This is a genomic window from Sphingobium yanoikuyae (genome assembly GCF_013001025.1).
Classification (GTDB): Bacteria; Pseudomonadota; Alphaproteobacteria; order Sphingomonadales; family Sphingomonadaceae; genus Sphingobium; species Sphingobium yanoikuyae_A.
On sequence record NZ_CP053021.1, the window covers coordinates 3,050,272 to 3,073,579 of the forward strand.

Sequence of the window (23,308 nt, forward strand, 5' to 3'; positions counted from 1 at the left end):
CCACCTTTAACGACAGGCCCGCCAGCCCGTCGCACCGCGTTCCGCCTGGTCGAGGTGGAAATGGTCGCGATGGGCGGCATTATAGTCGGGCGAGAGCACGGTCGAGAAAAGGTCGCAGGCGCCATCGCGCACGTCACGCAGGAAGGTGGCATCCTTGCCCTCTCCCTTCCAGTCGCCGATCACGCTGATCCGGTGGCCATCGGCCAGCACGAAGCCCGCGACGTCGATCGCGTCGGCCGTGGCATGTTCGCTGAAGTCGCCCTGGCTGCGGCCATACATGCGCCGGCAGCTATAGGAACCGAAATGGGTGATGGAGCGCACCGGCTGGCCGAACAGGCGCTGGGCGGCGGGCTGCACCACCTGCCATTCCCAGACGCGCAGGGCGGCAACCACCGGGCAGGACGGCGCCACCCCGGCGGGTGACAAGGCGATCATGCCCTTTTCCGCCTTCAGCCGGACCGCGTCGGCATAGCCGCACTGCCCCTCGCCCCCGCCCGGCTTCATCGCCGTATAGGCAATGCCGGCCCGATCGAGCAGCGCCAGACATTGTGCCCGCTCGCCGGTCAGGGCGGCAAGCTTGCGACCGGTGAACAGGCCGACCGGCTGCGACAGGTCCAGCCTGGTCCAGGGCAGATCCTGCGGTCGCTGGCGCAGCAGCGCGTATCCGACCCAGAGCAGGCCAAGGATGACAGCGATAATGACAAGGGCACGAAGGGTCAGATGAAGGCGGCGCATGCCCTAACCACGCCGGACCTGCCGCATTGGTTCCGACGTGACCGGATAACCAAGATGCGCCGGGATGCAGAGATGCGGCTCGCCGTCGCGCTCCTCGAACCAGGGGCGCACCTTTTCCACCGGGATGCTGCGGGCATGGGCGGCGAGCGCGTCGAAACTGTCATATTGCGCCAGCCGTTCCAGATTGCGGCGGGTGGGGAAGATGACATGCCCGTCGCCGCCATCGGCGCGGGCGATGGTCGCGGCGGCGCTGCTCCAGAACAGGCGGACATTCTCGGTCGCGTCGACGCTTGCCTCCTGCCCCAGTGGCGCGCGGGCGAGATAGAAGCGGGTGTCATAGACGCGGATCGCCTTTTCCCGCGCAGACGGGTGCCAGCGGGCGAACGGCACCAGCGCATCCAGCGCCAGGGCGATACCGCGCGGCGCCAGAAGATCGCCCAGCGGCGCCCCGCCGAGCAGGCCCGCGCGAATCGCCGACACGGTGGCGGCATCGACAGACCCCGCCAGACCGACGCCCAGGCCGCTTTCCTCGATCGTCTCGCGAATGGCCGCGATCCGCGCAGCGACCTCATCACTGGCCAGATCGCTGGAAACACTGGCGGCCAGCGCCCGGTCGCTATCGTCGACGCCACCGCCCGGAAAGACCAGCGCACCAGCGGCAAAGGCCATGGTCGCGGCCCGTTCCATCATCAGCAGGTCGGGCGCTGCCCCCGGCCGGTCGCGCACGATCACGATCGTCGCTGCGGGGCGCCCCGCGTCATTCTCTTTGCTCATGCCCCGGTCTAGGCCGCATCCGGCGGAGCGGTAAAGCCCCGCCCCGGCGAGAGGCGTCAGGCAGCCATCAGCGGAAGGCCGACATAATTTTCCGCCAGCGTGCGCTGCGCCGCCTGCGACCCGCGAATATAGTCGATCTCGGCCGCCTGGATGCGGCGGGCGAAACCGTCCATGTCGGGGAAGCGGTGCGTGATCGAGGTGAACCACCAGGAAAAGCGCTCCGCCTTCCACACGCGCGCCAGAGCACGGGCGGAATAGCCGTCCAGCCCGGCATCCGATCCGCCGCGATAATGGTCAACCAGCGCCTCGCTCAGCATGATGACGTCCGACGCGGCAAGGTTGAGCCCCTTGGCGCCGGTCGGCGGCACGATATGGGCAGCATCGCCGGCCAGGAACAGCCGGCCCCAGCGCATCGGTTCCGACACGAAGGAACGCAGCGGCGCGATCGACTTCTCGAAACTCGGCCCGCGGGTGACGCGCGATGCCGCGTCGGGGCCAAGGCGCAGGCAAAGCTCATCCCAGAAACGATCGTCGGACCAGTCATCGACCTGCTCGTCGAGGCCGCACTGGATATAATAGCGGCTGCGCGTGGGCGAGCGCATCGAGGCGAGCGCGAAGCCGCGTTCATGATTGGCGTAGATGAGTTCATGGTCGGCGGGCGGCACATCGGCCAATATGCCGAGCCAGCCGAACGGATAGACGCGCTCGAAGGTGCGCAGCACATGGGCGGGGATGCTGTTGCGGCTGACGCCATGATAGCCGTCGCAGCCGACGACATAGTCGCACTGCAATTCCTGCGCGACGCCATCCTGGCGCCAGCGGACCACGGGATGATCGCCGTCCAGCCCCTCCAGCGTCACATCCTGCGCATTCCAGACGATCTCGACACCGCGCTCCGGCGCCGCCTCGAACAGGTCGTGCATCACTTCCTGCTGGCCATAGACGGTGACCGCGCTGCCACCGGTCAGCGCCGCCATGTCGATGCGGAACAGCGAACCGTCGAGCGAAATCTGGGTGCCGCCATGGACCAGCCCCTCGCGATCGAGCCGGCTGCCGAGGGCCAGCCGATGCATCAGGTCGGTCGTCACCTGTTCCAGCACGCCGGCGCGGACCCGCCCCTCAACATAGGTCCGGTCGCGCCGTTCCAGCACGACGGCGGCAATGCCCTCCGCCGCGAGCAGATGGGCCAGGAACATGCCGGCCGGGCCGGCGCCGATAATGGCTATGCTGGTGCGCATTCGCATCCTCTCATGATCCGGGCGCGCTGACGGCGCCCCTGTTTGTCCGATGCGCCCATCGTATCCGCACGGCCGGCGATGGACATGGGCGCACCAGCCTATTAATTGGACAATTCATCAGCCCCAGCGCATCCCGACGGGACCATGCCCAATGTCGAAACAGTCCTTCCCGACCTTCTACCTCTATGGGGAGCCCCACAGGCTGGTGGCGGAGGGCTTCGTCCATGTCGAAACGCTGGACGATCGCTCACGTCCCAGCGAATGGACGATCAAACCGCATGCTCATAGCGAGTTGAGCCATATCTTCCTCATCACCTCGGGCGGCGGCGCGATGGAGGCGGATGGCGCGGAGCTGCGCTTCGTCGCGCCCAGCTTCCTGCTGGTGCCGGCCACCGCGGTGCATGGCTTCAAATGGCTGGAGGAAACCGCCGGCTTCGTCATCACCATGGCCGACGCCTATCTGCAGGATCTTGGCCGCCATGGCGCGGAACTGGCCGGCCTGTTCGAGCGGCCCGACGCGATCGAGATGAGCGCGGCGCAATTGCCGCCAGTCGAACGGCTGGTGGCCGATCTGATGCGCGAACTCAGCTGGTCGGCGCCGGGCCACCGGGCGGCCGTCGATGCGGCGATGCTGTCGCTGCTGGTGACGGCACTGCGCCATCGCAGCGCCGCCGTCCATGCCGCCCCGCGCGCCGGACCGCATGCGTCGATCGTCGCGCGGCTGCGCGAACGGATCGAGCAGCGCTTCCGCCTGCGCGAACCGGTGTCGGTCCATGCCGCCGCGCTGGGCGTCAGCCAGACCGCGCTACGCGTCGCCTGCGCGCGGATGGCGGGACGATCGCCGACGCAGATGCTGGACCAGCGCACCCTGCTCGAAGCGCAACGGGCCTTGCTCTATTCCAACCTGTCGATTGCCGAGATCGGCTTTTCGATCGGCTTTGCCGACCCGGCCTATTTCAGCCGCTTCTTCCAGCGCAACATGGGCCTGTCCGCCCGCGCCTATCGCGAGGCCCAGCAGGGCGCGAACGGATAAGGCGCGCCGCCCGCTCTGGGCTTGGCGATCAGGCCTGCCTGGCTGCGCTGCCCAGCAAGGCGTTCGCCACGTCGCGGGCATTGGCGGCAAGTTCCTCGTCCGATAGCTCGCCCGCGGTCCAGAAGGACAGCACACCGCGAAAGCCGAAGGCCAGATGCCGTGCCAGGGCGGGCAGCGCCGGGTGTCCTTCAATCAGACCTTCGCCAGCACCGATCGCCAGGGTCCACAGCGCGGTGGACTGCGCCAGCACTTCGCCATGGGTGGGCCCCGGCGTGCCGAGCCACCCCATCACCGCCCGATTCACGCGCGGTTCTTCCAGCATCAACTCGACCACCGTGGCGACCGCCAGCAGCACGCGCTGGCCGGCATCGTCGAGCCGCGGCTTGTCCGCGAAGCGCTGGGTAGCGGTGGCGATCCGCCGCGCCGACAGGGCGTGCATGATCGCGGCCTTGCTGCCGAACTGGTTGAACGGCGTGGCGAAACTGACGCCCGCTTCGGTCGCCAGATCGCGCATCGAAAATTCCGCCTTGCCGTCGCGCAGCAGGCGTTCGGCCGCGTCGATCACACGATTGCGCACGGGTTCACCACGCGAACCGGTCGAGGGGGGCTTGATGGACGTCATGCTGCTATCTATATCATGATATAGTTGATGTTCAAATCATGGAGTAGGCCATGTCGGCGCTGATCCCCAAGACTTTCCTGATTACCGGCGTCAGTTCCGGCCTCGGCCGGGCCTTTGCCGAGGGCGCGCTGGACGCCGGCCATGCCGTCGTCGGGACCGTGCGGAACCCCAAGGATGCCGACGCCTTTGGGGCGCTGGCGCCCGGACGCGCGCATCCGCTGCAGTTGGACGTGACGCATCTGGACGCGATTCCGGCGGCCGTGGCGGACGCCGAGCGGCGCGCCGGGTCGGTCGACGTGCTGGTGAACAATGCGGGCTATGGCCATGAGGGCGCGCTGGAGGAATCGTCGATCGACGATCTGCAGCGCCAGTTCGCCGCCAATGTGTTCGGCCCGGTGGCGATGATGAAGGCGGTGCTGCCCGGCATGCGCGAACGGCGGCGCGGTCATATCGTCAACGTCACGTCCATGGGCGGGTTCATCACCATGCCCGGCATCAGCTTCTATTGCGGCAGCAAGTTCGCGCTGGAGGGGATTTCCGAAGCGCTGGGCAAGGAAGTGGCGCCGTTCGGCATTCATGTGACGGCGCTGGCGCCCGGCCAGTTCCGCACCGACTGGGCCGGGCGGTCGATGGACCGCACGCCGCGCAGCATCGCCGACTATGACGCGGTCATGGACCCGATAAGGGCGGCGCGTCAGGCCAAGAGCGGGCAGCAGCCGGGCGATCCCGCGCGCGCGGCGCAAGCCTTGCTGGCGCTGGTGGAGGCGCCGGCACCGCCGACGCGCCTGTTCCTGGGCGACGATGCGCTGGGCCTGGTCGAAGGCAAGATGGCCGCCATGGAAGCAGAGATCGCGCAATGGCGCGCATTGTCCCGCTCCACCAGCTTTGCCGCATAAGCGCGGCGATCGCCCGCCAACAGAAAGACACAGACCATGTTTGGAATAACGCCCCTGGGTTGGGTCCATACGCTCGGCAGCCTGCGCGCCATGGCCGGATCATGCCGCGAACCGCACCGGGCATCGCCTATCTCATCTTCATGCTGATCGGTGCCGGCACCGTGTTCCTGGTGGCGCATCAGCCCGTCAGCTACGGTATCGGCACGGTGACGATCCTGCTGCTGATCGCCGGCTATGGCGTGGACAATATCCGCTTTCTCGGGCGCGCGCGGCGCTATCTGGAAACCGTCTTCCTCAGCCTCACGACGTTTCTGCTGATGGTGCCGACCGTGACTGAAATCCTGCGCCGCGTGCCGGACGGTCACCCGTTCGTCACAGACCTCAAGTCGCCCTTGCTGCTGGGATCGCAGGCTGCGCTTCTGGCGGTGCTGATCCTGGGCCTTGCCGCCCAGTTGATTGCCCTGCGCCGGCAAAATGGCAGGATCACCTGATGATGACCGCAATGGCCCGCTTGCTTGCACTTCCCCTGTCTGGGCTGGCGCTGATCGGCGCTGCGGCACCCGAAACGCGTTTCGATATCAGCCTGCCGGCTGCGCTGGGCGACGACGCATCGGGACGGTTGCTGCTCTTTGCGGCACCGCTGAGCGCCGACAATGGCAAGAGCGAGGATATCGACATCTATGGCCCCGACGACGCCCGCATCTTCGTGGCGGGCCGCGATGTCGCGAGTTTCGGGCCGGATCGCACAATCAGCATCGATGCCGGGGAAAGCGCCTTCCCCAAGGGGCTCGCGGCCCTGGCGCCTGGGGACTATCGGGTGCAGGTCGTGCTCGATCGCGATGGCGTCTATAATTATGGCGGGCGGGGGCCGGGCGACCTGGTCTCGAAGGTGGTGACGTTGCGCCTGCCGCTAGGCGCCAGGCCGTCGATTGCGCTCGATCACAGACTGCCGCCGGCGCCCGCGCAGTTCGACGTCACCGGCCTGCCGCCGCGCGCCGCCGAGCAGATCACCGCGTCGCGCCCGCATCTGCACGACGAACAGGTCGTATCAAAGGCGCTGACCCGCTTTCGCGGCACGCCACAGAGCGTCGCCGCCTGGGTGCTGACCCCGCCGGGCTATGATCCCCATGGCCGCGTCACCTATCCCACGGTCTATACGGCCGGTGCGTTCGGCACCAATCACCGGGTGGACGGGCAGCAATTGTCGCACATCTGGCACCTGATGGAAACAAAGGCCATTCCGCCGATGATCTGGGTGACGCTGGACTTCGCCTCGCCCACGGGCACGACCGAATTTGCCGACAGCGTCAATAATGGTCCCTGGGGCGAAGCGCTGACGCGCGAGATCATCCCGGCGCTCGAAAGCCGCTATCGGATGGATGCAAGGCCCTCGGGCCGGTTCCTGACCGGCCATAGTTCGGGCGGCTGGTTCGCGCTCTGGGCGATGGTGCGCTATCCCGCTGTCTTCGGCGGAAGCTGGGCCTCGTCACCCGATCCGGTGGATTTCCGGCATTTCATCGGCGTCGACCTCTATCAGCCGGGGGCGAACATGTATCGCGATGCCAATGGCGTGGCCCGTCCGCTGGAGCGCGCCCATGGCGAGGTGAAGACGACGATCGCGCAGGCGGCGGGGATCGAGACGGTGCTGGGCCGGGACGGCGGCCAGTTGCGATCCTTCGACTGGACCTTCTCGCCGCGCCGTGCAGACGGGACGCCGGCGCCGCTCTTCGATCGGGTGACGGGCGCAGTCGATGCGCAGGTCGCGGCCTATTGGCGGGAAAATTATGATATCGGCCACCGGATCGAGACCCAATGGCCACGCCTGCGCCATGACCTGGAGGGCAAGGTCCATGTCGTGGTCGGGACCGCCGATTCCTATTATCTCGACGGCGCCGTCCATGATCTGGAGGCCGCGTTCCGCAAGGTGGGTGGACGGGCAGAGTTCATCTATGTCCCCGGCGCGTCGCACAGCATCAACGAAGTCTATGCACGGGACGGCGATCGCAACGCCTACTACCGGGAAATGGCGCAGGCCATGTATGCGGTGGCGCGGCCATCAGGGGCCACAGGCGGGCGCTGAAGCGAAATCCGCTGGTGGGCGGGAGGGGGAGGCGCGGTCCGGTTTGACGCCCGGACGAGGCGCGGCTACCGCGCGGGGCATGATCGTTCTGCTCTCTCCCGCCAAGACGCTCGACTTCGAGCGCGCGCTGCCGCCCCTTGCCGTCACCACGCCGCATTTCGCCGAGGAAGCGCGCGGGCTCGCCAAGTCGGCCGCCAATCTTTCGCAGAAGCGGCTGGCGGAACTGATGCATATCTCGCCGCGCCTGGCGAAGCTCAATGCCGACCGGTTCCGGGACTTCGCCGAGTTGCCCGAACGGCAGGCGCTCTATGCCTTTGCCGGCGACGTCTATTCCGGTTTCGAAGTGGACACGCTGGACGAGGCGGCGGTGGCCTTTGCGCAGGATCATGTGCGGATGCTGTCGGGCCTTTACGGGCTGCTGCGTCCGCTGGATGCGATCCGTCCCTATCGGCTGGAAATGGGCACGCGCTGGGCACCGCGGCACAAGAAGCTGACCGACTGGTGGGGCGACCGCATCGCCGCGCTGCTGCGCGCGCAGGCCGCGGAAGAGGGATCGGGCGTCGTCCTCAATCTCGCCAGCCAGGAATATTTCGCGGCGGTCGAAAACAGGCTGGATGGCCTGCGCGTGATCCATGTCGATTTTCGCGAGCCGGGGCCGAATGGCCCGCGCTTCGTGAGCTTCAACGCGAAGCGGGCACGCGGCATGATGGCGCGCTGGATGTGCGAACATCATGTCGCCGATGTCGAGGCCATGCAGGGCTTCGACAGTGACGGATATCGCTTCGATCCGGCGGAGAGCGACGCCGACCACTGGCGCTTCATGCGCGCCTGACCGGCGCAGGGCATCTGCCGCGAGGCGGCGCGCATGATGCCGCTTGCATTCCCGACAAGGCCAAGGCACCCCGCCCGGATGCACATGGATACAGATCTGGAAACCGCTCTGCTGGGCCCTGTCATCCCTGACCGGTCCTGCGGCGATTGCACCATGTGCTGCACCATTCTGACCGTCGACACGCCCGATTTCAAGAAAGCGGCGGGCGCGCCCTGCGCGCATCTGGGCGAGCAGGGATGCAGCATTCATGCCGTGCGCCCGCATATCTGCCGGACATGGTTTTGCGCATGGCGCCGGGTCCAGGCCATGCCCGATGAAGCCCGTCCGGACCGGTCCGGCATCCTGGCGTCGATCGATTTCGTCCGCGAACCGCGCAACTGCTTCGAAGGCGTATCGATCATGGTTCGCATGCTGCCCGGCAGCGCGGCGATCGAGAATGGCATGGCCGGCGCGATCCTCGACAGTCTTTGCGATCAGCTGGTGCCCGTCTGGTTCAGCGACGGATCGCGGAAGATGTTGATGCACCCCGACAATGAGGTCGCGGCCCTCGTCCTGTCGGGGGATGCCGCCCCCGCCCACCTGCGCGCCGAAGTCGCCGCCTGGCGCGCGCGTTACATGAGCTTTTCATCCAGGGCATGACACCGGCCCCGGCAAGCGCCGCTCGCCCGGCCGGTCATGTGGGGCGCGGATGGCCCCTACCGCCAGCACATTGCTTGTGCCATTGATCGATCCATGACCACGCTGCGCTTCTCCGCCGAACCACGTCCGCTCGGCAAGAGCGGCATTTCCGTCTTTCCGATCGCCTGGGGCATGTGGCGCCTGGCCGGCGAGGATATCGCCGAGGCCCGCGCCAGGGTGGAGGCGGCGCTGGACGCCGGCATCACCCTGCTCGACACGGCGGACATCTATGGCTGCGACACACCCGCCGGTTTCGGATCGGCCGAAACGCTGTTCGGCCAGATATTGGCGGCTGCCCCAGAACTGCGGCAGCGCATGATCATCGCCACCAAGGGCGGCATCCGGCCGGGCATCCCCTATAATAGCGGCGCAGACTATCTGGCCGAGGCCATCGATGCGTCCTTGACGCGAATGGGCATCGACCGGGTCGATCTCTACCAGATCCATCGCCGCGATTTCCTGACCCATCCGCAGGAAGTCGCCGCCAGCCTGACCCGCATGGTCGAAGCCGGCAAGGTGCGCGCGATCGGCGTGTCCAACTATGCGATTCATGAACTCGACGCGCTCCAGAGCTTTCTCGACCTGCCGATCGTCAGCACCCAGCCCGAATTTTCCGCGCTGCGCACGGTGCCGCTCCATGACGGCACGCTCGATCAGGCGATGGCGCGCGACATGGCGGTTCTGGCCTGGTCGCCGCTGGGTGGTGGTCGCCTCGCCAAGGCGCTGCACCCGGCCGCTGTGATGCTTGCAGATCAGGGCGAGCGCTATGGCGTCGATATCACCGCCGCCGCCCTGTCCTGGATCATGGCGCATCCCGCGCGCCCGATTCCCATTGTCGGCAGCCAGTCCGCTGCCCGCATTGCCCGCAGCATCGAAGCCTTCAAGGTCGAATGGACCCGCGGCGAATGGTATGCGGTGCTCGAAGCGTCAATGGGAGAAAGGCTGCCCTGATCCGCCCGTGCGAGATCGCGCATCTTGCCATGCTGTCCGATGATCATGGGGTGCGCCGGCCGGTGGCGTCCGGTCCGCACAGCCAATGCCACACGGAACAGTTCGTTCATTTCGAAGGGAAATGGTGGAGCCTAGGGGGATCGAACCCCTGACCTCGTCATTGCGAACGACGCGCTCTCCCAGCTGAGCTAAGGCCCCAAAGGTGGGCTGCCTATAGGCGAGGGATTTTCGCCTTGCAACGGTCTTTTGCGCAAAAAATCGCCGCCTTTCCTGATCTCGATCAAGAGCCCCGGAAATCGGCCCTTTCCGCCTTCGGCAGGGCGGTTGAAAGGCGCGACGTTACCCGCCCGTAACGCCCGGAACGATGGGCCGCGCCACCCATTGATGGCCTGTCGGTGCAACAAGCACGCACCACCGGAGGGCGCAATCCTCCGACAAGCACAAGGAGACGGACCATGGGTTATCAAGGCGGACGCCGCTATGGCGGCGATGATCGCTATTCAACCGACTGGGATCGCGGCAATGATCGGTACAGGGCGCCACGCGACGAGCGCGCCTATCGATACGGCATGCGCGGCCAGTTCAGCGGGCCGGGTGCCCGCCCCTATCCCCAGGGCTATGATCCCGACGAACGCGGCTTCTTCGACCGGGCCGGCGACGAGATTCGCAGCTGGTTCGGCGATGACGAGGCGGAGCGCCGCCGCGAATATGACGAATATTATAACCGCCCCTATGGCGACCCGCGCGACCAGTCGAGCCGGCTTGGCTATGCCTCGGCCGCACGCAGCGACTATCTACCCGGCCGTGGCTTTGCCCCCTATACCGGGGAGCGCAGCGGCTATGGCAGCGAGGACCATGGCTATCGCAACCGCGCCTTCGGGCCGCAGCAGGACTATGGCGCGCATCATGACAGCAACTATTATAGCTGGCGCCAGCAGCGGATCGACGAACTGGACCGCGACTATGCCGAATATCAGCGCGAACATCGCGATCGCTTCAACAGCGAGTTCGGTACATGGCGCACCCGTCGCGGCGAGCAGCGCCAGGCGGTGACGCAGGTGCGCGAGCATATGGAAGTGGTCGGCAGCGATGGCGAACATGTCGGCACCGTCGACAAGCTGCGCGGCGACCGCATCATCCTGACCAAGAGCGACAGCGATGCCGGCGGTGTCCACCACTCCATCCCCTCCTCCTGGATCAAGTCGGTCGATGCGACCAAGGTGACGCTGGAAAAGAGCGCGGACGAAGCGCAGCACGCCTGGCGCATCGAGCGCGAACAGCAGGCGCTGTTCGGCGATCGCGACGATACCCGTGGCACCTATGGCGCCGGATCGTCGACCAATTATGAAAAGAGCCGTTACCGCTAAGAGTCTATTTTGACATGCGCCTTTGGCGCATCCGCACCGGCCCACACCCCCACCCGACCTCCCACAGAGTGTATCCTGAATGGGAGGTCGGGTGGGGGCGTGGGCCGGTGCCGCTTATCGAAATGCGCTCTTTCGCGCATTTCGAGAAAAAGTCCGAACAAAGGCAACTACATGGAAAGGCCCGGCCGCGATGCCGGGCCTTTTTCATATGGCGGCCAGCACGCGCTGGGCCTGCACCAGATGCGGGCGATCGATCATCTTGCCGTCCAGCTTCAGCACCCCGGCACCCGGATTGGCGGCAAAGGCATCGACCACCGCGCGGGCATGATCGACCTCCGCCGGGGTCGGAGTAAAGCCGGCATTGATCGCCGCGACCTGAACCGGATGGATCGCCATCATGCCGGTAAAGCCGTCGCGCCGCGCCCGGCCGACATAGGCGGCCAGATCATCCATCGCGTCGATCCGCGGGAAGACCGTGTCGATCGCCGCGACACCGGCGGCATGGGCCGCGAACAGGGTCAGGCTGCGCGCCATCTCGATCGGCGCGGTATAACGGCCATCGGCCTCCCGCGCGCTGGTAGCGCCGATCGAGGCGGGCAGATCCTCCGCGCCCCAGGTGAGGCCGGCCAGCCGATCACGAACGCTGCGATAGCTGCCAAGCTCGAACAGGGCGGCGGGCGTTTCCGTGGCGATGGGCAGGATCGGCGGCAGGCGCCCCTGCCCGGCCAGTTCCTCCAGCGTCAGGATGCTGGCCGCCCCTTCCGCCTTGGGCAGCATGATGCCGTCGGGCGTCGCCGGCAGGATGATGGCCAGATCGTCGGCGGTCTGCCCGCCGTCCAGCGGATTGACCCGGACGAAGGCGGTGCAATTGCGCGCCTCCCCCAGCCAGCCGGCGATCGCATCACGGGCATAGCCCTTGCGCTCGGGTGCGACCGAATCCTCCAGGTCGAGGATGATCGCATCCGCGCCGCTCGCCGCCGCCTTGTCGAACCGTTCGGGGCGATCGCCCGGCACAAAGAGCAGCGAGCGAAGTTTCATGCAGACCTCTTCTTGAGCAACGCCATGCGCAGGCACTGGCAAACAATCTCGTCCCGCTGGTTGAGCAGGCGATGGGTGAAGGTGACGATGCCCGCTTCGGGGCGCGAGCGGCTTTCCTTGAGGTCCGTAACCTCGGTCTCGCAGCGCAGCGTATCGCCGATGAACACCGGCTTGGGCATGACGAGTTTGTCATAGCCCAGGTTCGCGACCAGCGTGCCCATGGTGGTATCCCCCACCGACAGGCCGATCATCAGCGCGAAGCTGAAAGTGCCGTTGACCAGGATCTGGCCGAATTCCGAGGCCTTGGCCGCCTCGGCATCCAGATGCAGCGGCTGGGGATTATGGGTCATCGTCGTGAACAGCAGATTGTCGGTCTCGGTCACCGTGCGGCGCAATTCATGCGCGATCCGGTCGCCCACCTGCCATTCGTCAAAATGCCTGCCCGCCATAGTTCGCCCTCTATATAAATATGCACAATAGTGCAATTATCATTCCATGAAGCCGGATCGGCTCAATCCTCGCCATGATCGATCCGGGCCAGCAGTACGCCCTCGCTCACCTGCCCGCCCTCGGCCGCGTTCAGGTCTGCGACCACGCCGTCGAACGGCGCGACCAGGCTATGCTCCATCTTCATCGCTTCGAGCGTCATCAGCTTCTGCCCCTTGGTCACCGCCTGTCCGGCCGTCACCGCCACGGCAATGATGCGGCCGGGCATGGGCGACAGGATCGCGCCGTCGGATGCTGCACCACCGGCGCCGCCGACAACACGCCAGGGCGTCATTTCCCAGACCTGCCCGCCCTCGGCAATCAGCACATCCTCCAGCGGCCGGGCGTCGCCCAGACGCGGATCATAGCGCACCGCATGGGCATGGCCGTTCAGCAGGAAATTCGCCTCCGCCCGGACCGGCGCATTGAGGCGGAAGCCCGCCAGCGCTCCGCCCGGCGTCAGCGCCGCGGCTGCGTCGGCCAGTGCCGCGTCGGACGGATCGGCCGGCGGCAACAGCGCGTCGCCCTCCCGCGCGATCAGGCCAGTGTCGAGCCGGGCCGCCGCGAAATCCGCATTCTCCAGCGCCTTGACCAGAAAGCCCGCATTGGTGCGCAGCGGCCAGATCACCGTATCGTCGAGCGCCGCCGCCAGCCGCAGCCGCGCCGCGTCGCGCGTGTCGCCATGGGCGATGAGCTTGGCGATCATCGGATCATAATAGGGCGAAATCGCCGCCCCTTCCTCGACGCCGGTATCGATGCGCGCACCGCCGCCCAGCTCGAACGTGTCGAGCGTACCGATCGAGGGCAGGAAGCCCTTGGCCGGATCCTCGGCATAGAGGCGCGCTTCCATAGCCCAGCCATTGATCGACAGCTGATCCTGCGTCCGCGGCAGCGGTTCGCCCGACGCGACCCGCAACTGCCATTCGACCAGATCCTGGCGGGTGATCTCCTCGGTTACGGGATGTTCGACCTGAAGCCGGGTGTTCATTTCCATGAACCAGATGCGGTCGGCGCGTAGCCCGTCCGATCCGTCGGCGATGAACTCGATCGTGCCGGCGCCGACATAGTCGACCGCCTTGGCCGCATTGACCGCCGCCTGGCACACGGCCGCGCGGGTCGCTTCATCCATGCCCGGTGCCGGGGCTTCCTCGATCACCTTCTGGTGGCGGCGCTGGAGCGAACAGTCGCGCTCGAACAGATGGACGACATTGCCATGCTTGTCGCCGAACACCTGCACCTCGATATGGCGCGGGTTGGTGATCCATTTTTCCAGCAGCACCTGGTCATTGCCGAAGCTGGACGCCGCCTCGCGCCGGCAGGACAGCAAGGCGTCGGCGAAGTCGGCCGCGGCATCGACCTTGCGCATGCCCTTGCCGCCGCCGCCGGCGACCGCCTTGATGAGGACAGGATAGCCGATCGCATCCGCCTCCGCCGCCAGTCGTTCAGGCGACTGGTCTTCGCCCAGATAGCCCGGCGTGGTGGGCACGCCGGCATCCTGCATCAGTGCCTTGGCCGCGTCCTTCAGGCCCATCGCGGTGATGGAGGACGGGTTGGGGCCGACCCAGATCAGCCCCGCGTCGATCACCGCCTGCGCGAATTCGGCATTTTCCGACAGGAAGCCATAGCCGGGGTGAATCGCCTGCGCGCCTGTCGCTTTCGCTGTCGCGATGATCCGGTCACCGACCAGGTAGGATTCGCGCACCGGCGACGGGCCGATATACACCGCCTCATCCGCTTCGCGCACATGCAGCGCGTCGGCGTCGGCATCGGAATAGACCGCGATCGCGCGGATACCCAGTCGCCGCGCGGTGCGGATCACCCGACAGGCAATTTCGCCACGATTGGCGATGAGGAGGGATTCAAGCATGGACATCTCCGGTTATTCCTCCCCGAGCTTGTCTCGGGGAGGGGGACCATGCGAAGCATGGTGGAGGGGTAATGGTGCGATGCTGAGAGACCGGGCGCCCAAGGCAGGAAAGCGCGCGACGCGAACGGCGCGGCAGTTGCGGCGAACGATGTCCCTGCCCGAAATATTGATCTGGCAAGCGTTGCGGCAGCGACCGGGCGGACTGAAATTTCGTCGCCAGCATCCAAGCGGCGCCTATATTCTCGATTTCTATTGCATGGATGCCCGTCTGGCCATCGAGATCGATGGCAGCGGGCATGACGACAGCGCCAGGCAGTGCCATGATGCCGCGCGCGATGCGTGGTTCGCCGCGGCGGAGGTTGCGACTTTGCGCATCGCCGCTCGCGATGTGCTGAATGACCTCGATGCCGTCATGACGGGGATCGTCGCGGAGGCGCACGCACGCCTGCCCCTCCACCACCCGGCTGCGCCGGGCGGTCCCCCTCCCCGAGACAAGCTCGGGGAGGAATGAAAGGGGCGACATCGCCTCCACCCCGATCACATCCGGAACACGCCAAATTGCGCGCGTTCGTCCACCGGCGCATTCAGCGCAGCGGCGAAGGCCAGCCCCAGCACATCCCGCGTCTGGGCCGGGTCGATCACGCCATCGTCCCACAGGCGCGAGGTCGCGAAATAGGGATTGCCTTCATCCTCATATTTCTGGCGCACCGGCGCCTTGAAGGCTTCGGCCTCTTCCGGCGTCCATTTGGACGCGTCGCGGTGGACGGTCGCCAGCACGCTCGCCGCCTGTTCGCCGCCCATCACGCTGATCCGGCTGTTGGGCCAGGTAAAGAGGAAGCGCGGCTGATAGGCGCGGCCGCACATGCCATAATTGCCCGCGCCGAAGCTGCCGCCGATCAGCACGGTGACCTTGGGCACCTGCGCCGTCGCCACCGCCGTCACCAGCTTCGCGCCATGCTTGGCGATCCCCTCCGCCTCATATTTGCCGCCGACCATGAAGCCGGAGATATTCTGGAGGAACAGCAGCGGAATGCGGCGCTGGCAGGCCAGTTCGATGAAATGGGCGCCCTTCTGCGCGCTTTCGCTGAACAGCACGCCGTTGTTCGCCAGGATCGCCACCGGCATGCCGCAGATATGGGCGAAGCCGCAGACGAGCGTGGTGCCGTATAGCGGCTTGAACTCGTGAAATTCGCTGCCGTCGACGATCCGCGCGATCACTTCACGCACATCATAGGGGGCGCGCACATCCTGCGGGATGATGCCATAAAGATCGGCCGGGTCGAACTTGGGTGGACGCGGGTCGTGCAGGTTGAGGTCGCTCTGGCGATCGGGCTGCAGGGTCGAGACGATATCGCGCACGATCGACAGCGCATGCTCGTCATTGTCCGCGACATGATCGACCACGCCCGACTTGCGACCATGCAGGTCGCCGCCGCCCAGATCCTCGGCGCTGATGACCTCGCCCGTCGCCGCCTGCACCAGCGGCGGGCCGGCGAGGAAGATGGTGCCCTGGTTGCGGACGATCACCGTCTCGTCCGACATGGCCGGGACATAGGCGCCACCGGCGGTGCAGCTGCCCATGACGCAGGCGATCTGCGGAATGCCGCGCGCCGACAGGTTCGCCTGATTATAGAAGATGCGGCCGAAATGGTCGCGGTCGGGGAAGACCTCCGCCTGGTTGGGCAGGTTGGCGCCGCCGCTGTCGACCAGATAGATGCAGGGCAACCGGTTTTCGAGCGCGATTTCCTGCGCGCGCAGATGCTTCTTCACCGTGACGGGGTAATAGGTGCCGCCCTTCACCGTGGCGTCGTTGCAGGCGATCATCACCTGGCGCCCCGACACCCGGCCGATGCCGGCGATCATGCCGGCGCCCGGCACCTCGTCGCCATATTGGCCATTGGCGGCGAGCTGGCCGATCTCCAGGAATGGCGAGCCCGGATCGAGCAGCCGTTCGACGCGATCACGCGGCAGCAGCTTGCCGCGCCCGGTGTGCTTGTCCCGCGCGGCCGGCGATCCGCCCAAGGCCGCGTCGGCAACCTTGGCGCGCAATTCCTCCGCCAGCGCGCGATTATGCGCGGCATTGGCGCGGAAGCTTTCGCTATCGGGCGACAGCTTGCTGTCCAGAACCGGTGCGCTCATGCCCTCGCCTTCCCGGCGTCCGCGTGCCACAGAGCATCCATGCCCACCATCATTCTCCTCATCCTCTCCAACCTGTTCATGACCACCGCCTGGTACTGGCACCTCAAAGGCGGCATGAACAAACCGCTGATGCTGGTCATCCTGATCAGCTGGGCGATCGCCTTCGTCGAATATTGCCTGGCGGTGCCCGCCAACCGCATCGGCTTTGCCCATGGCTGGTCCGCCGGACAACTCAAGATCGCGCAGGAAGCCATCGCCCTCGTGATCTTCGGCATCTTCATGGTGACGGTGCTGGGCGAACCGCTCCACTGGCGCCACGCGGCTGCCTTTGCCTGCATCATGGCGGCGGTCGGCTTCCTGTTCGTGGGGCGGAGCTGAATCACGCCCCAATTAATTCCCGGCCGATCAGCATCCGGCGGATCTCGTTGGTGCCGGCGCCGATATCGAGCAGCTTGGCGTCGCGCATATAGCGTTCGACCGGCCAGTCCCTGGTATAGCCCGCGCCGCCCAGCGCCTGCACCGCTTCCAGCGCGACCTTCATCGCATTTTCGCTGGCGAGCAAGATGGCGCCGGCCGCGTCGAAGCGCGTGGTCTTGCCCGCGTCGCAGGCGCGCGCCACGGCATAGACATAGGCGCGCGCACTGTTGAGCGCGACATACATGTCGGCGACCTTGGCCTGCATCAGCTGGAACGCGCCGATCGGCTTGCCGAACTGCCTGCGCTCGCGAACATAGGGCAGCACCGTGTCGAGGCAGGCCTGCATGATGCCGAGCTGGATGCCGGCGAGCACGGTGCGCTCATAGTCGAGGCCCGACATCAGCACGCCGGCGCCGCCGTTCAGCGGCCCCATGATATTTTCCTCGGGCACTTCGCAATCGTCGAACACCAGTTCGGCGGTCGGGCTGCCGCGCATGCCAACCTTGTCGATCTTCTGGCCGATCGAGAAGCCGGCAAAGCCCTTCTCGATCAGGAAAGTGGTGATGCCCTTGGAGCCCTCACCAGTCTTGGCATAGACGACGAGCGTGTCCGCCTCGGTCGCGTTGGTGATCCAGAATTTGGTGCCGTTGAGGACGTAGCGATCGCCCTTCTTCTCGGCCTTCAGCTTCATCGACACGACATCGGACCCGGCGCCGGCTTCCGACATAGCGAGGCTGCCGATATGCTCGCCGGAAATCAGCTTGGGCAGATAGCGCGCCTTCTGCGCGTCATTGCCCCAGCGGCGGATCTGGTTGACGCAGAGGTTTGAGTGCGCGCCATAGCTGAGACCTATGGAGGCGGAGGCCCGCGCCACTTCCTCCTGCGCCACCACATGCTCCAGATAGCCCAGGCCCAGGCCGCCATCCGCCTCGTCCACGGTGATGCCGTGCAGGCCAAGCGCGCCCATGGCAGGCCACAGCTCGCGGGGAAACCAGTCCTTGACATCGATCTCCGCCGCCAACGGGGCGATATGATCGGCGGCAAAACGGGCGGTGCTTTCGCGGATCATGTCCGCATGCTCGCCCAGGGCGAAATCGAAGTCGGTCATTGGCATCTCTCCTGCGCCGCACCCTAGTCCTGAACGCGGCAAGGGAAAAATTGAAACCACGGGCAGGAGTGTATAGTTTCCATCTATGATCGAACGTTATCTGCTGCGCTATTTCCTGGCGGTCGTGGACCAGGGCAATTTCTCCCGTGCGGCGGCGCATTGCCTGGTGTCGCAGCCGACCCTGTCGGTCGGCATCGCCAAGCTGGAACAGGCCGTCGGCGCGCCCTTGTTCCTGCGCAGCAACCAGCGGGTCGAACTGACCGAGGCCGGCAGTCGCCTGCTGAGCCACGCGCGGCGGATCGAGCGCGAGTTCAACCTAGCCGAACAGGCGGGCGCGCAGACGGCCGAAATCCAGACGCTGCGCATCGGCCTGCTGACCAGCATCGCCGGCGCGCCGGTGGCGGCAGCGGTCGCCGCCTGCCCGGCCGAGGCGCGCGGCCGGGTCGAATTTATTCCAGGATCGGAGCGCGAACTGCTCGGGCGGCTGGATGCCGAGCGGATCGACGTGGCGCTGACCCTGGTGCGGCCGGGCGCGGAGGACCGCTATGCGGCGCAGCCACTGGCGGAGGAAGGCTATGGCCTGGCCCTTCCCGCCGATCACCGTCTGGCCGGGCGCGAGACGATTGCGGCGGAGGAACTGGCGGGCGAGACGATGATCGTGCGCCGCCATTGCGAAGCGCTGTCGGCGACCAGCCGCTATTTCGTCGATCGCGGCATCCGCCCGCATTTCGCCTATCGATCGACCAATGACGAGCGGGTGATGCAGATGGTGGCGGCGGGCCTGGGCGTCACGGTGATGCCGCTGGGCTATCAATGGCCCGGCATGGCGCGCGCGGCGCTGCGCGACTTTGGCGAGCGGCGGACGATCGGCCTGCTCCATGGCCCGCGCGCCATTCCCCTGCGCGACACGCCACCGCCGATGCTCCGTGCATTGGCAGTGGCGTTCCGTCGCGCCTAGGTCGTCGGCGTCGCGACCGGCTTGCGCCAGATGTCGAAGGTGCCGGGCGGCTGCTGCTTCAGCGTCTCGCGCAGTTCGATCATCGGCCCCTGGCTTTCGACGATATTGCCGCCCGCCGGCCGGTCGATATCGATGATCAGCATGTAGGACATGGTGAAGAGCAGGAACAATATGCCCGCCAGCATCCGCCCCTGTGTTTCCGACCGGGCATAGCCCAGCATCCCCGCGGTCACCGCGATATAGAGCCATAGCGCCAGGAACACCTCGCCCGGCACCCGCACCTTGCGCGCCGCCTTGCGCGCGCTGTCCATGTCGATCACTTCGTTGACGGTCGAATGGAGCGAGGAGGCCAGCGCGGAATTGCCGATCGCATCGGTCGCCGCCAGCGTGCCGGCCCATAGCTCGACCAGCAGCCGATCGCTGGCGACGATCAAGGGCGCCATCTTGTCGGGGCTGGCTGTGCCGAGTTCGACGCGATTATTGGTGTAGTTGACCAATATCTGCGACATCCGCGTGCGATGCGGTTCGGGCAGGCCCTGGACCCGCAAATAGCTGGTGCCGATGGCATTGGCTTCCTGCAGCACCAGCGCCCGGCGCGTTTCGAACCGGCCAACCGCCAGCGCGAAGGTGAAGCCCAGCAGCAGCGCAACCAGACCGATCACGGCGGAGACGATATAGCCCTCCGCCCCACCTTCTTCCTTGGCGCCCTTGTGCGTCAGCATCAGCCGCACGCGCCGCCGCAGGACATAGCCGGCCGTCGCCGTCAGCGTCATGGTCGCCAGCATCAGAAACCCGACCAGCAGGATGGGCAGCTTGTCCAGAAATTCCGCCAGATTGGCCATATGACCCCCTCAGTGTATCGAGGGCAACATGTCCCGTTTGGGGGGCCGGGAGCCATCGGGCGAAACACCGGCATGGCTCAGGGATTATCCCTAGTGGTGACCGGTCGACGCCGGGTTTCCATGACGATAGTCAGGCGAGAGCGCAAAGCGATCGACATGTGGGGGCATTGCCATTTCAGTCGCTTGCGCATGCCCTGCCCTGCATCCGTCCGCTCGCATTCCCCCGAACGTCATGGCGCAATTCGACGGCTTTAACATGAAGCCGCGCAGGATCGCCGGCCATGCTTCAGTGTTTGTCCCGATGGTTCCTCTGCCGGAGATGAGGGATGGATAGCGCATGGCCATCCGCCCGCCTCTCCCACAGGCCCCGGCATGATCCGGCGCTATCGCCTCGGATGCGTGGCGCTTACGTCCGTCCCCTGCCTGTCAGCGGGCATGGCAATGGCCCAGAGCGAGACCGATGCGAACAGCCTGTCACGCGCCCTGCCCGCTGAAGGCACCACGGCGCCCTCCACCACCCGCAAGCCCCAGATCCTCTTCGCCCCCGTGCCGCTGTCCAATCCGGCAACCGGCACCGGCCTCGCCGCAGGTGCCATCGCCTTCTACAATCCCAATGCCGCGCCCCAGCAATGGATCAGTGCCGGCGGCGTCATCTACACCTCGCGCGGGACCAGGGGCCTCGGCGCCTTTCATTCCATGTCGTTCGACAAGGATCGGCTGCGCTTCAGCGCCAGCCTCTCCTATATCGACGATCGCAACGACTATTATGGGATCGGCGCGACGGCCGGCGACCGCGGCGCACATAGCGAGATCGACAGCAAGCAGTTCAACATCGACCTGCAGGCGTTGATGCGCGTCTTCCCGCGCGGCTATGCCGGCATCCGCTACCGCCTGCGCACCACCGACGCGCGGCTGAAAGAGGCGGAGGCCGAATCCTTGCCGGCGCCGCCGCTCGACGCCATGAACAGCAACCTGTCTGCGATCGGCCCCAGCTTTGCCTATGATACGCGCGACAGCGCGACCCAACCGCATCGCGGCGTGATGTTGAGCGCCAACTGGCTGTTCGGCCTGCGCGCGCTGGGCGACAGCTATAGCCATGACAAGTTGCAGATGGCCGCCAACAGCTATCTGCCGATCGGCGCCGGCACGGTGATCGCATTGCGGGGGGCGCTATGTGCCGCGGGTGGCAACGCCCCTTATTATGATCTGTGCCTGTTCGGCGCGAACAACGATCTGCGCGGCTATGTCACCGGTCGCTATCGCGATAAGGCCAGTTGGGCGACGCAGGCCGAATGGCGCCAGCATGTCAGCGGCCGTTGGGGCGCTACCGCCTTTGTCGGGCTGGGCGGCATCGCGCCATCGGCCGGCACGATCATCGACAAGGGCAAGCTGCTGCCGGCCGGCGGCATAGGCCTGCGCTATCGTCCTTTCCGCAGCAATGACGTGCAGTTGCGCGTCGACCTTGCGGCGGGAAAGGACGATCATGCCGTCTATGTCGGGATTGCGGAGGCCTTCTAGCCGCCAGGTTCAACCTTGCGGCGGCAGCAGCGAGGCATCCCCCATAGCTGTAGAAGCGATAGCGCCACGCGACCAAGGTGCGGCTTTCCTCGGCGAAAGGGCGGATCACATCATCCTCGCTGGCCGCGACACCGCCCCCGATCACGAAGCCCGCCCTCACTTATCCATATATTAACCATGACAAACCACTGTCCTCGCAATTCATCCGAGGATCCGATCTTGCCCGAGATTTCCGCCGCGCGCCGGTTGCCCGCGACACCGATCATCCTGCTGACCGGCAGTTTCTTCCTCCTTGGCGCCCTCTATCTGGTCGGCATGCGCTTAAGCTTGGCGAACACGACCCCATTGTGGCTCGATGAAACCTGGAGCGGGATGATCGCGACGCGACCGGACTGGTCGTCCTTCTGGCGCGAGGCCTGGCTCGATTGCAATCCGCCACTCTATTATCTGCTGCTGACAGGCTGGGTGACGCTGTTCGGCGACAGCAATCTGATGCTGCGCCTCCCCTCCATCCTGTTCGTCCTCGTCGCCGCCCTGTTGCCGCTGCTCTGGCGCCCGCGCACGCTTGGTCGCACCGGCGCCTGGACATGGGCCGCCCTCCTCTTTCTGTGGCCGCCCAATCTGGGCATCATGGTGGACGCACGCGGCTATGGCCTGATGATGGTGCTGTCGACCGCATCCTGCCTGACCGTCGCGCACCTGCTTGAGCGATTGACGCGGCGCTGGGCGATGCTCTGGGTCGGGCTTGGAACACTGATGTTCCTCACCCATTATTATGCCGCCGTCCTGATCCTGGGCCAGATACTGGTGCTGCTGTACCGACATCGCCTGAACCTGGCGCGGATGTGGCCGGCGATGATCGTGGCGACACCCGGTCTTGGCTGGTTCGCCTATCATCTGCCCCGGCTGGCAGACTATGCGCGCGACGATGTCGCCTGGTATGATCCTACCAGCCTGTTCCGAGCGATGCTCAACCTGGCCTTCGTCCTGGGTGCGCAGAATATCGTCGCCCTGTTCGCGGTCATCGCGCTAGTCATCGTCGCGACGATCCATATGCGGCGCCGGCAATCCGCTATCCTATCGAGCGGCAGCGACCCGTTGCCGCTGACGGCACTGACGGCGGTGATCGGCTTTGCCATTGCGATCCTGGTCAGCCTGTTCCAGCCGTCCCTGACCGACCGCTATCTGGTGCCACTGGTGCCAAGCGCAATGCTGGGCCTGACCCTGTTGATCCAGCGCACGCCGCGTCCCGTTCATGCCGCACTGGGCATGGCTTTCGCCTTCATGGTGCCCGTCCTCAACCCCGCGCTGATGCGAACCGAACTGGGCGACCGAACGATCTACGGCTATGAACAGGGCAGCGACTTCATCCGCGCGGAACGGCCCGACCGCGTCCTGTTCCTATGGGATTCGCCCTCGGCAAAGATCATGGACCGCGCATCGCTTGCGGCCATCGGCGGCTATTTCCTGACACGGGCCGGAATGGACGTGCCCGTGGAACCGCTGGTCGTAGATCGCAGGGCCGATCCGAACGCAATATTGCGCGCCCATGCCATAGGCGGCCGCCCCGCGCTGATCTGGCTATATAATGCCCATTATCGTTCGGCCGCCAAGGACCATCCGCCGACATTGCAGGATGACCCGTCCTGGCACTGCAACCGCGGCACCCGCACCGACATCGTCGGCAGCATCGCCTGCGTCAAACGACCGGAGCAATGACCGATCGCCG

Annotated in this window: 23 protein-coding genes and 1 tRNA gene; 13 read left to right on the plus strand and 11 right to left on the minus strand. The window is 66.1% G+C overall.

Features of this window, described 5'->3' with window-relative positions; genetic code table 11:
- Nucleotides 1–6: 6 nt before the first annotated feature.
- From HH800_RS14820 to pobA, 3 genes are read right to left on the minus strand one after another with little or no spacing between them, the layout of a single operon-like run.
- A complete protein-coding gene (locus tag HH800_RS14820; protein ID WP_169861533.1) occupies nt 7–735 on the minus strand; it encodes an extensin family protein in 729 nt (242 codons plus the stop codon).
- 3 nt (nt 736–738) lie between these two features.
- Complete coding sequence (locus HH800_RS14825) at nt 739–1,509, minus strand: NUDIX domain-containing protein (protein WP_169861534.1); 771 nt, start codon at nt 1,507–1,509, stop codon at nt 739–741.
- A gap of 56 nt (nt 1,510–1,565) precedes the next feature.
- Entirely contained in the window at nt 1,566–2,747 is a 1,182-nt protein-coding gene (gene pobA / locus HH800_RS14830; protein WP_169861535.1) for a 4-hydroxybenzoate 3-monooxygenase, read from the minus strand.
- A 151-nt stretch (nt 2,748–2,898) separates the two neighbouring features.
- On the opposite strand from pobA, the gene HH800_RS14835 reads away from it, so the two are divergent.
- A complete protein-coding gene (locus HH800_RS14835) occupies nt 2,899–3,780 on the plus strand; it encodes a helix-turn-helix domain-containing protein (RefSeq protein WP_169861536.1) in 882 nt (293 codons plus the stop codon).
- A 28-nt stretch (nt 3,781–3,808) separates the two neighbouring features.
- Here HH800_RS14835 and HH800_RS14840 read toward each other — a convergent pair whose 3' ends face one another.
- The gene (locus HH800_RS14840) at nt 3,809–4,402 is read right to left on the minus strand and encodes a TetR/AcrR family transcriptional regulator (RefSeq protein WP_169861537.1); all 594 of its coding nucleotides are present in this window, start codon (nt 4,400–4,402) and stop codon (nt 3,809–3,811) included.
- Between the two features lie 50 nt (nt 4,403–4,452).
- On the opposite strand from HH800_RS14840, the gene HH800_RS14845 reads away from it, so the two are divergent.
- From HH800_RS14845 to HH800_RS14870, 6 genes are all read left to right on the plus strand, one after another.
- Nucleotides 4,453–5,298: an oxidoreductase gene (locus tag HH800_RS14845; protein WP_169861538.1), complete on the plus strand. Its 846-nt coding sequence runs from the start codon at nt 4,453–4,455 to the stop codon at nt 5,296–5,298.
- Between the two features lie 101 nt (nt 5,299–5,399).
- Nucleotides 5,400–5,789, plus strand: a complete 390-nt coding sequence (locus HH800_RS14850; RefSeq protein WP_235681891.1) for a hypothetical protein — start codon at nt 5,400–5,402, stop codon at nt 5,787–5,789.
- On the plus strand, nt 5,789–7,378 hold the full coding sequence (locus HH800_RS14855) for an alpha/beta hydrolase (RefSeq protein ID WP_169861539.1): 1,590 nt from the start codon (nt 5,789–5,791) through the stop codon (nt 7,376–7,378). The genes HH800_RS14850 and HH800_RS14855 overlap by 1 nt, the downstream gene beginning before the upstream one ends.
- A 79-nt stretch (nt 7,379–7,457) precedes the next feature.
- Nucleotides 7,458–8,210: a peroxide stress protein YaaA gene (yaaA, locus tag HH800_RS14860; protein ID WP_037512850.1), complete on the plus strand. Its 753-nt coding sequence runs from the start codon at nt 7,458–7,460 to the stop codon at nt 8,208–8,210.
- Nucleotides 8,211–8,288: 78 nt separating this feature from the next.
- Complete coding sequence (locus HH800_RS14865) at nt 8,289–8,849, plus strand: YkgJ family cysteine cluster protein (RefSeq protein WP_037491139.1); 561 nt, start codon at nt 8,289–8,291, stop codon at nt 8,847–8,849.
- 93 nt (nt 8,850–8,942) lie between these two features.
- A complete protein-coding gene (locus tag HH800_RS14870) occupies nt 8,943–9,839 on the plus strand; it encodes an aldo/keto reductase (RefSeq protein WP_169861540.1) in 897 nt (298 codons plus the stop codon).
- A 122-nt stretch (nt 9,840–9,961) separates the two neighbouring features.
- Here the strand turns inward: HH800_RS14870 and HH800_RS14875 are convergent.
- Nucleotides 9,962–10,037: transfer RNA gene (locus tag HH800_RS14875), tRNA-Ala, on the minus strand.
- Between the two features lie 257 nt (nt 10,038–10,294).
- Here HH800_RS14875 and HH800_RS14880 point away from each other — a divergent pair.
- A complete protein-coding gene (locus HH800_RS14880) occupies nt 10,295–11,206 on the plus strand; it encodes a DUF2171 domain-containing protein (RefSeq protein ID WP_169861541.1) in 912 nt (303 codons plus the stop codon).
- A gap of 204 nt (nt 11,207–11,410) precedes the next feature.
- Here the strand turns inward: HH800_RS14880 and HH800_RS14885 are convergent, their stop codons facing one another.
- The 3 genes from HH800_RS14885 to HH800_RS14895 form a co-directional block, all read right to left on the minus strand.
- Nucleotides 11,411–12,244, minus strand: coding sequence for an HpcH/HpaI aldolase/citrate lyase family protein (locus HH800_RS14885; protein ID WP_169861542.1), 834 nt, complete (start codon nt 12,242–12,244; stop codon nt 11,411–11,413).
- Nucleotides 12,241–12,693 (minus strand): MaoC family dehydratase, encoded by a 453-nt coding sequence (locus tag HH800_RS14890; protein ID WP_007704598.1) that lies wholly within the window; start codon nt 12,691–12,693, stop codon nt 12,241–12,243. The genes HH800_RS14885 and HH800_RS14890 overlap by 4 nt, the downstream gene beginning before the upstream one ends.
- 62 nt (nt 12,694–12,755) lie before the next feature.
- Complete coding sequence (locus HH800_RS14895; RefSeq protein ID WP_169861543.1) at nt 12,756–14,597, minus strand: acetyl/propionyl/methylcrotonyl-CoA carboxylase subunit alpha; 1,842 nt, start codon at nt 14,595–14,597, stop codon at nt 12,756–12,758.
- 166 nt (nt 14,598–14,763) lie between these two features.
- On the opposite strand from HH800_RS14895, the gene HH800_RS14900 reads away from it, so the two are divergent.
- A complete protein-coding gene (locus HH800_RS14900; protein WP_235681892.1) occupies nt 14,764–15,108 on the plus strand; it encodes a DUF559 domain-containing protein in 345 nt (114 codons plus the stop codon).
- A gap of 26 nt (nt 15,109–15,134) precedes the next feature.
- Here HH800_RS14900 and HH800_RS14905 read toward each other — a convergent pair whose 3' ends face one another.
- The gene (locus tag HH800_RS14905; protein WP_169861544.1) at nt 15,135–16,736 is read right to left on the minus strand and encodes a carboxyl transferase domain-containing protein; all 1,602 of its coding nucleotides are present in this window, start codon (nt 16,734–16,736) and stop codon (nt 15,135–15,137) included.
- 39 nt (nt 16,737–16,775) lie between these two features.
- Here HH800_RS14905 and HH800_RS14910 point away from each other — a divergent pair, with 39 nt between their 5' ends.
- Complete coding sequence (locus HH800_RS14910; protein ID WP_004211232.1) at nt 16,776–17,114, plus strand: DMT family protein; 339 nt, start codon at nt 16,776–16,778, stop codon at nt 17,112–17,114.
- A 1-nt stretch (nt 17,115) separates the two neighbouring features.
- Here HH800_RS14910 and HH800_RS14915 read toward each other — a convergent pair whose 3' ends face one another.
- On the minus strand, nt 17,116–18,261 hold the full coding sequence (locus HH800_RS14915; RefSeq protein ID WP_169861545.1) for an acyl-CoA dehydrogenase family protein: 1,146 nt from the start codon (nt 18,259–18,261) through the stop codon (nt 17,116–17,118).
- An 85-nt stretch (nt 18,262–18,346) separates the two neighbouring features.
- On the opposite strand from HH800_RS14915, the gene HH800_RS14920 reads away from it, so the two are divergent.
- Nucleotides 18,347–19,219 (plus strand): LysR family transcriptional regulator, encoded by an 873-nt coding sequence (locus HH800_RS14920; protein WP_169861546.1) that lies wholly within the window; start codon nt 18,347–18,349, stop codon nt 19,217–19,219.
- On the opposite strand, the gene HH800_RS14925 is transcribed toward HH800_RS14920, so the two are convergent.
- Nucleotides 19,216–20,061: a hypothetical protein gene (locus tag HH800_RS14925; protein WP_169861547.1), complete on the minus strand. Its 846-nt coding sequence runs from the start codon at nt 20,059–20,061 to the stop codon at nt 19,216–19,218. The genes HH800_RS14920 and HH800_RS14925 overlap by 4 nt on opposite strands.
- A gap of 372 nt (nt 20,062–20,433) precedes the next feature.
- On the opposite strand from HH800_RS14925, the gene HH800_RS14930 reads away from it, so the two are divergent.
- Nucleotides 20,434–21,579 (plus strand): BamA/TamA family outer membrane protein, encoded by a 1,146-nt coding sequence (locus HH800_RS14930; protein ID WP_235681893.1) that lies wholly within the window; start codon nt 20,434–20,436, stop codon nt 21,577–21,579.
- A 219-nt stretch (nt 21,580–21,798) separates the two neighbouring features.
- Nucleotides 21,799–23,298, plus strand: a complete 1,500-nt coding sequence (locus tag HH800_RS14935; RefSeq protein ID WP_169861548.1) for a glycosyltransferase family 39 protein — start codon at nt 21,799–21,801, stop codon at nt 23,296–23,298.
- Nucleotides 23,299–23,308: the final 10 nt, after the last annotated feature.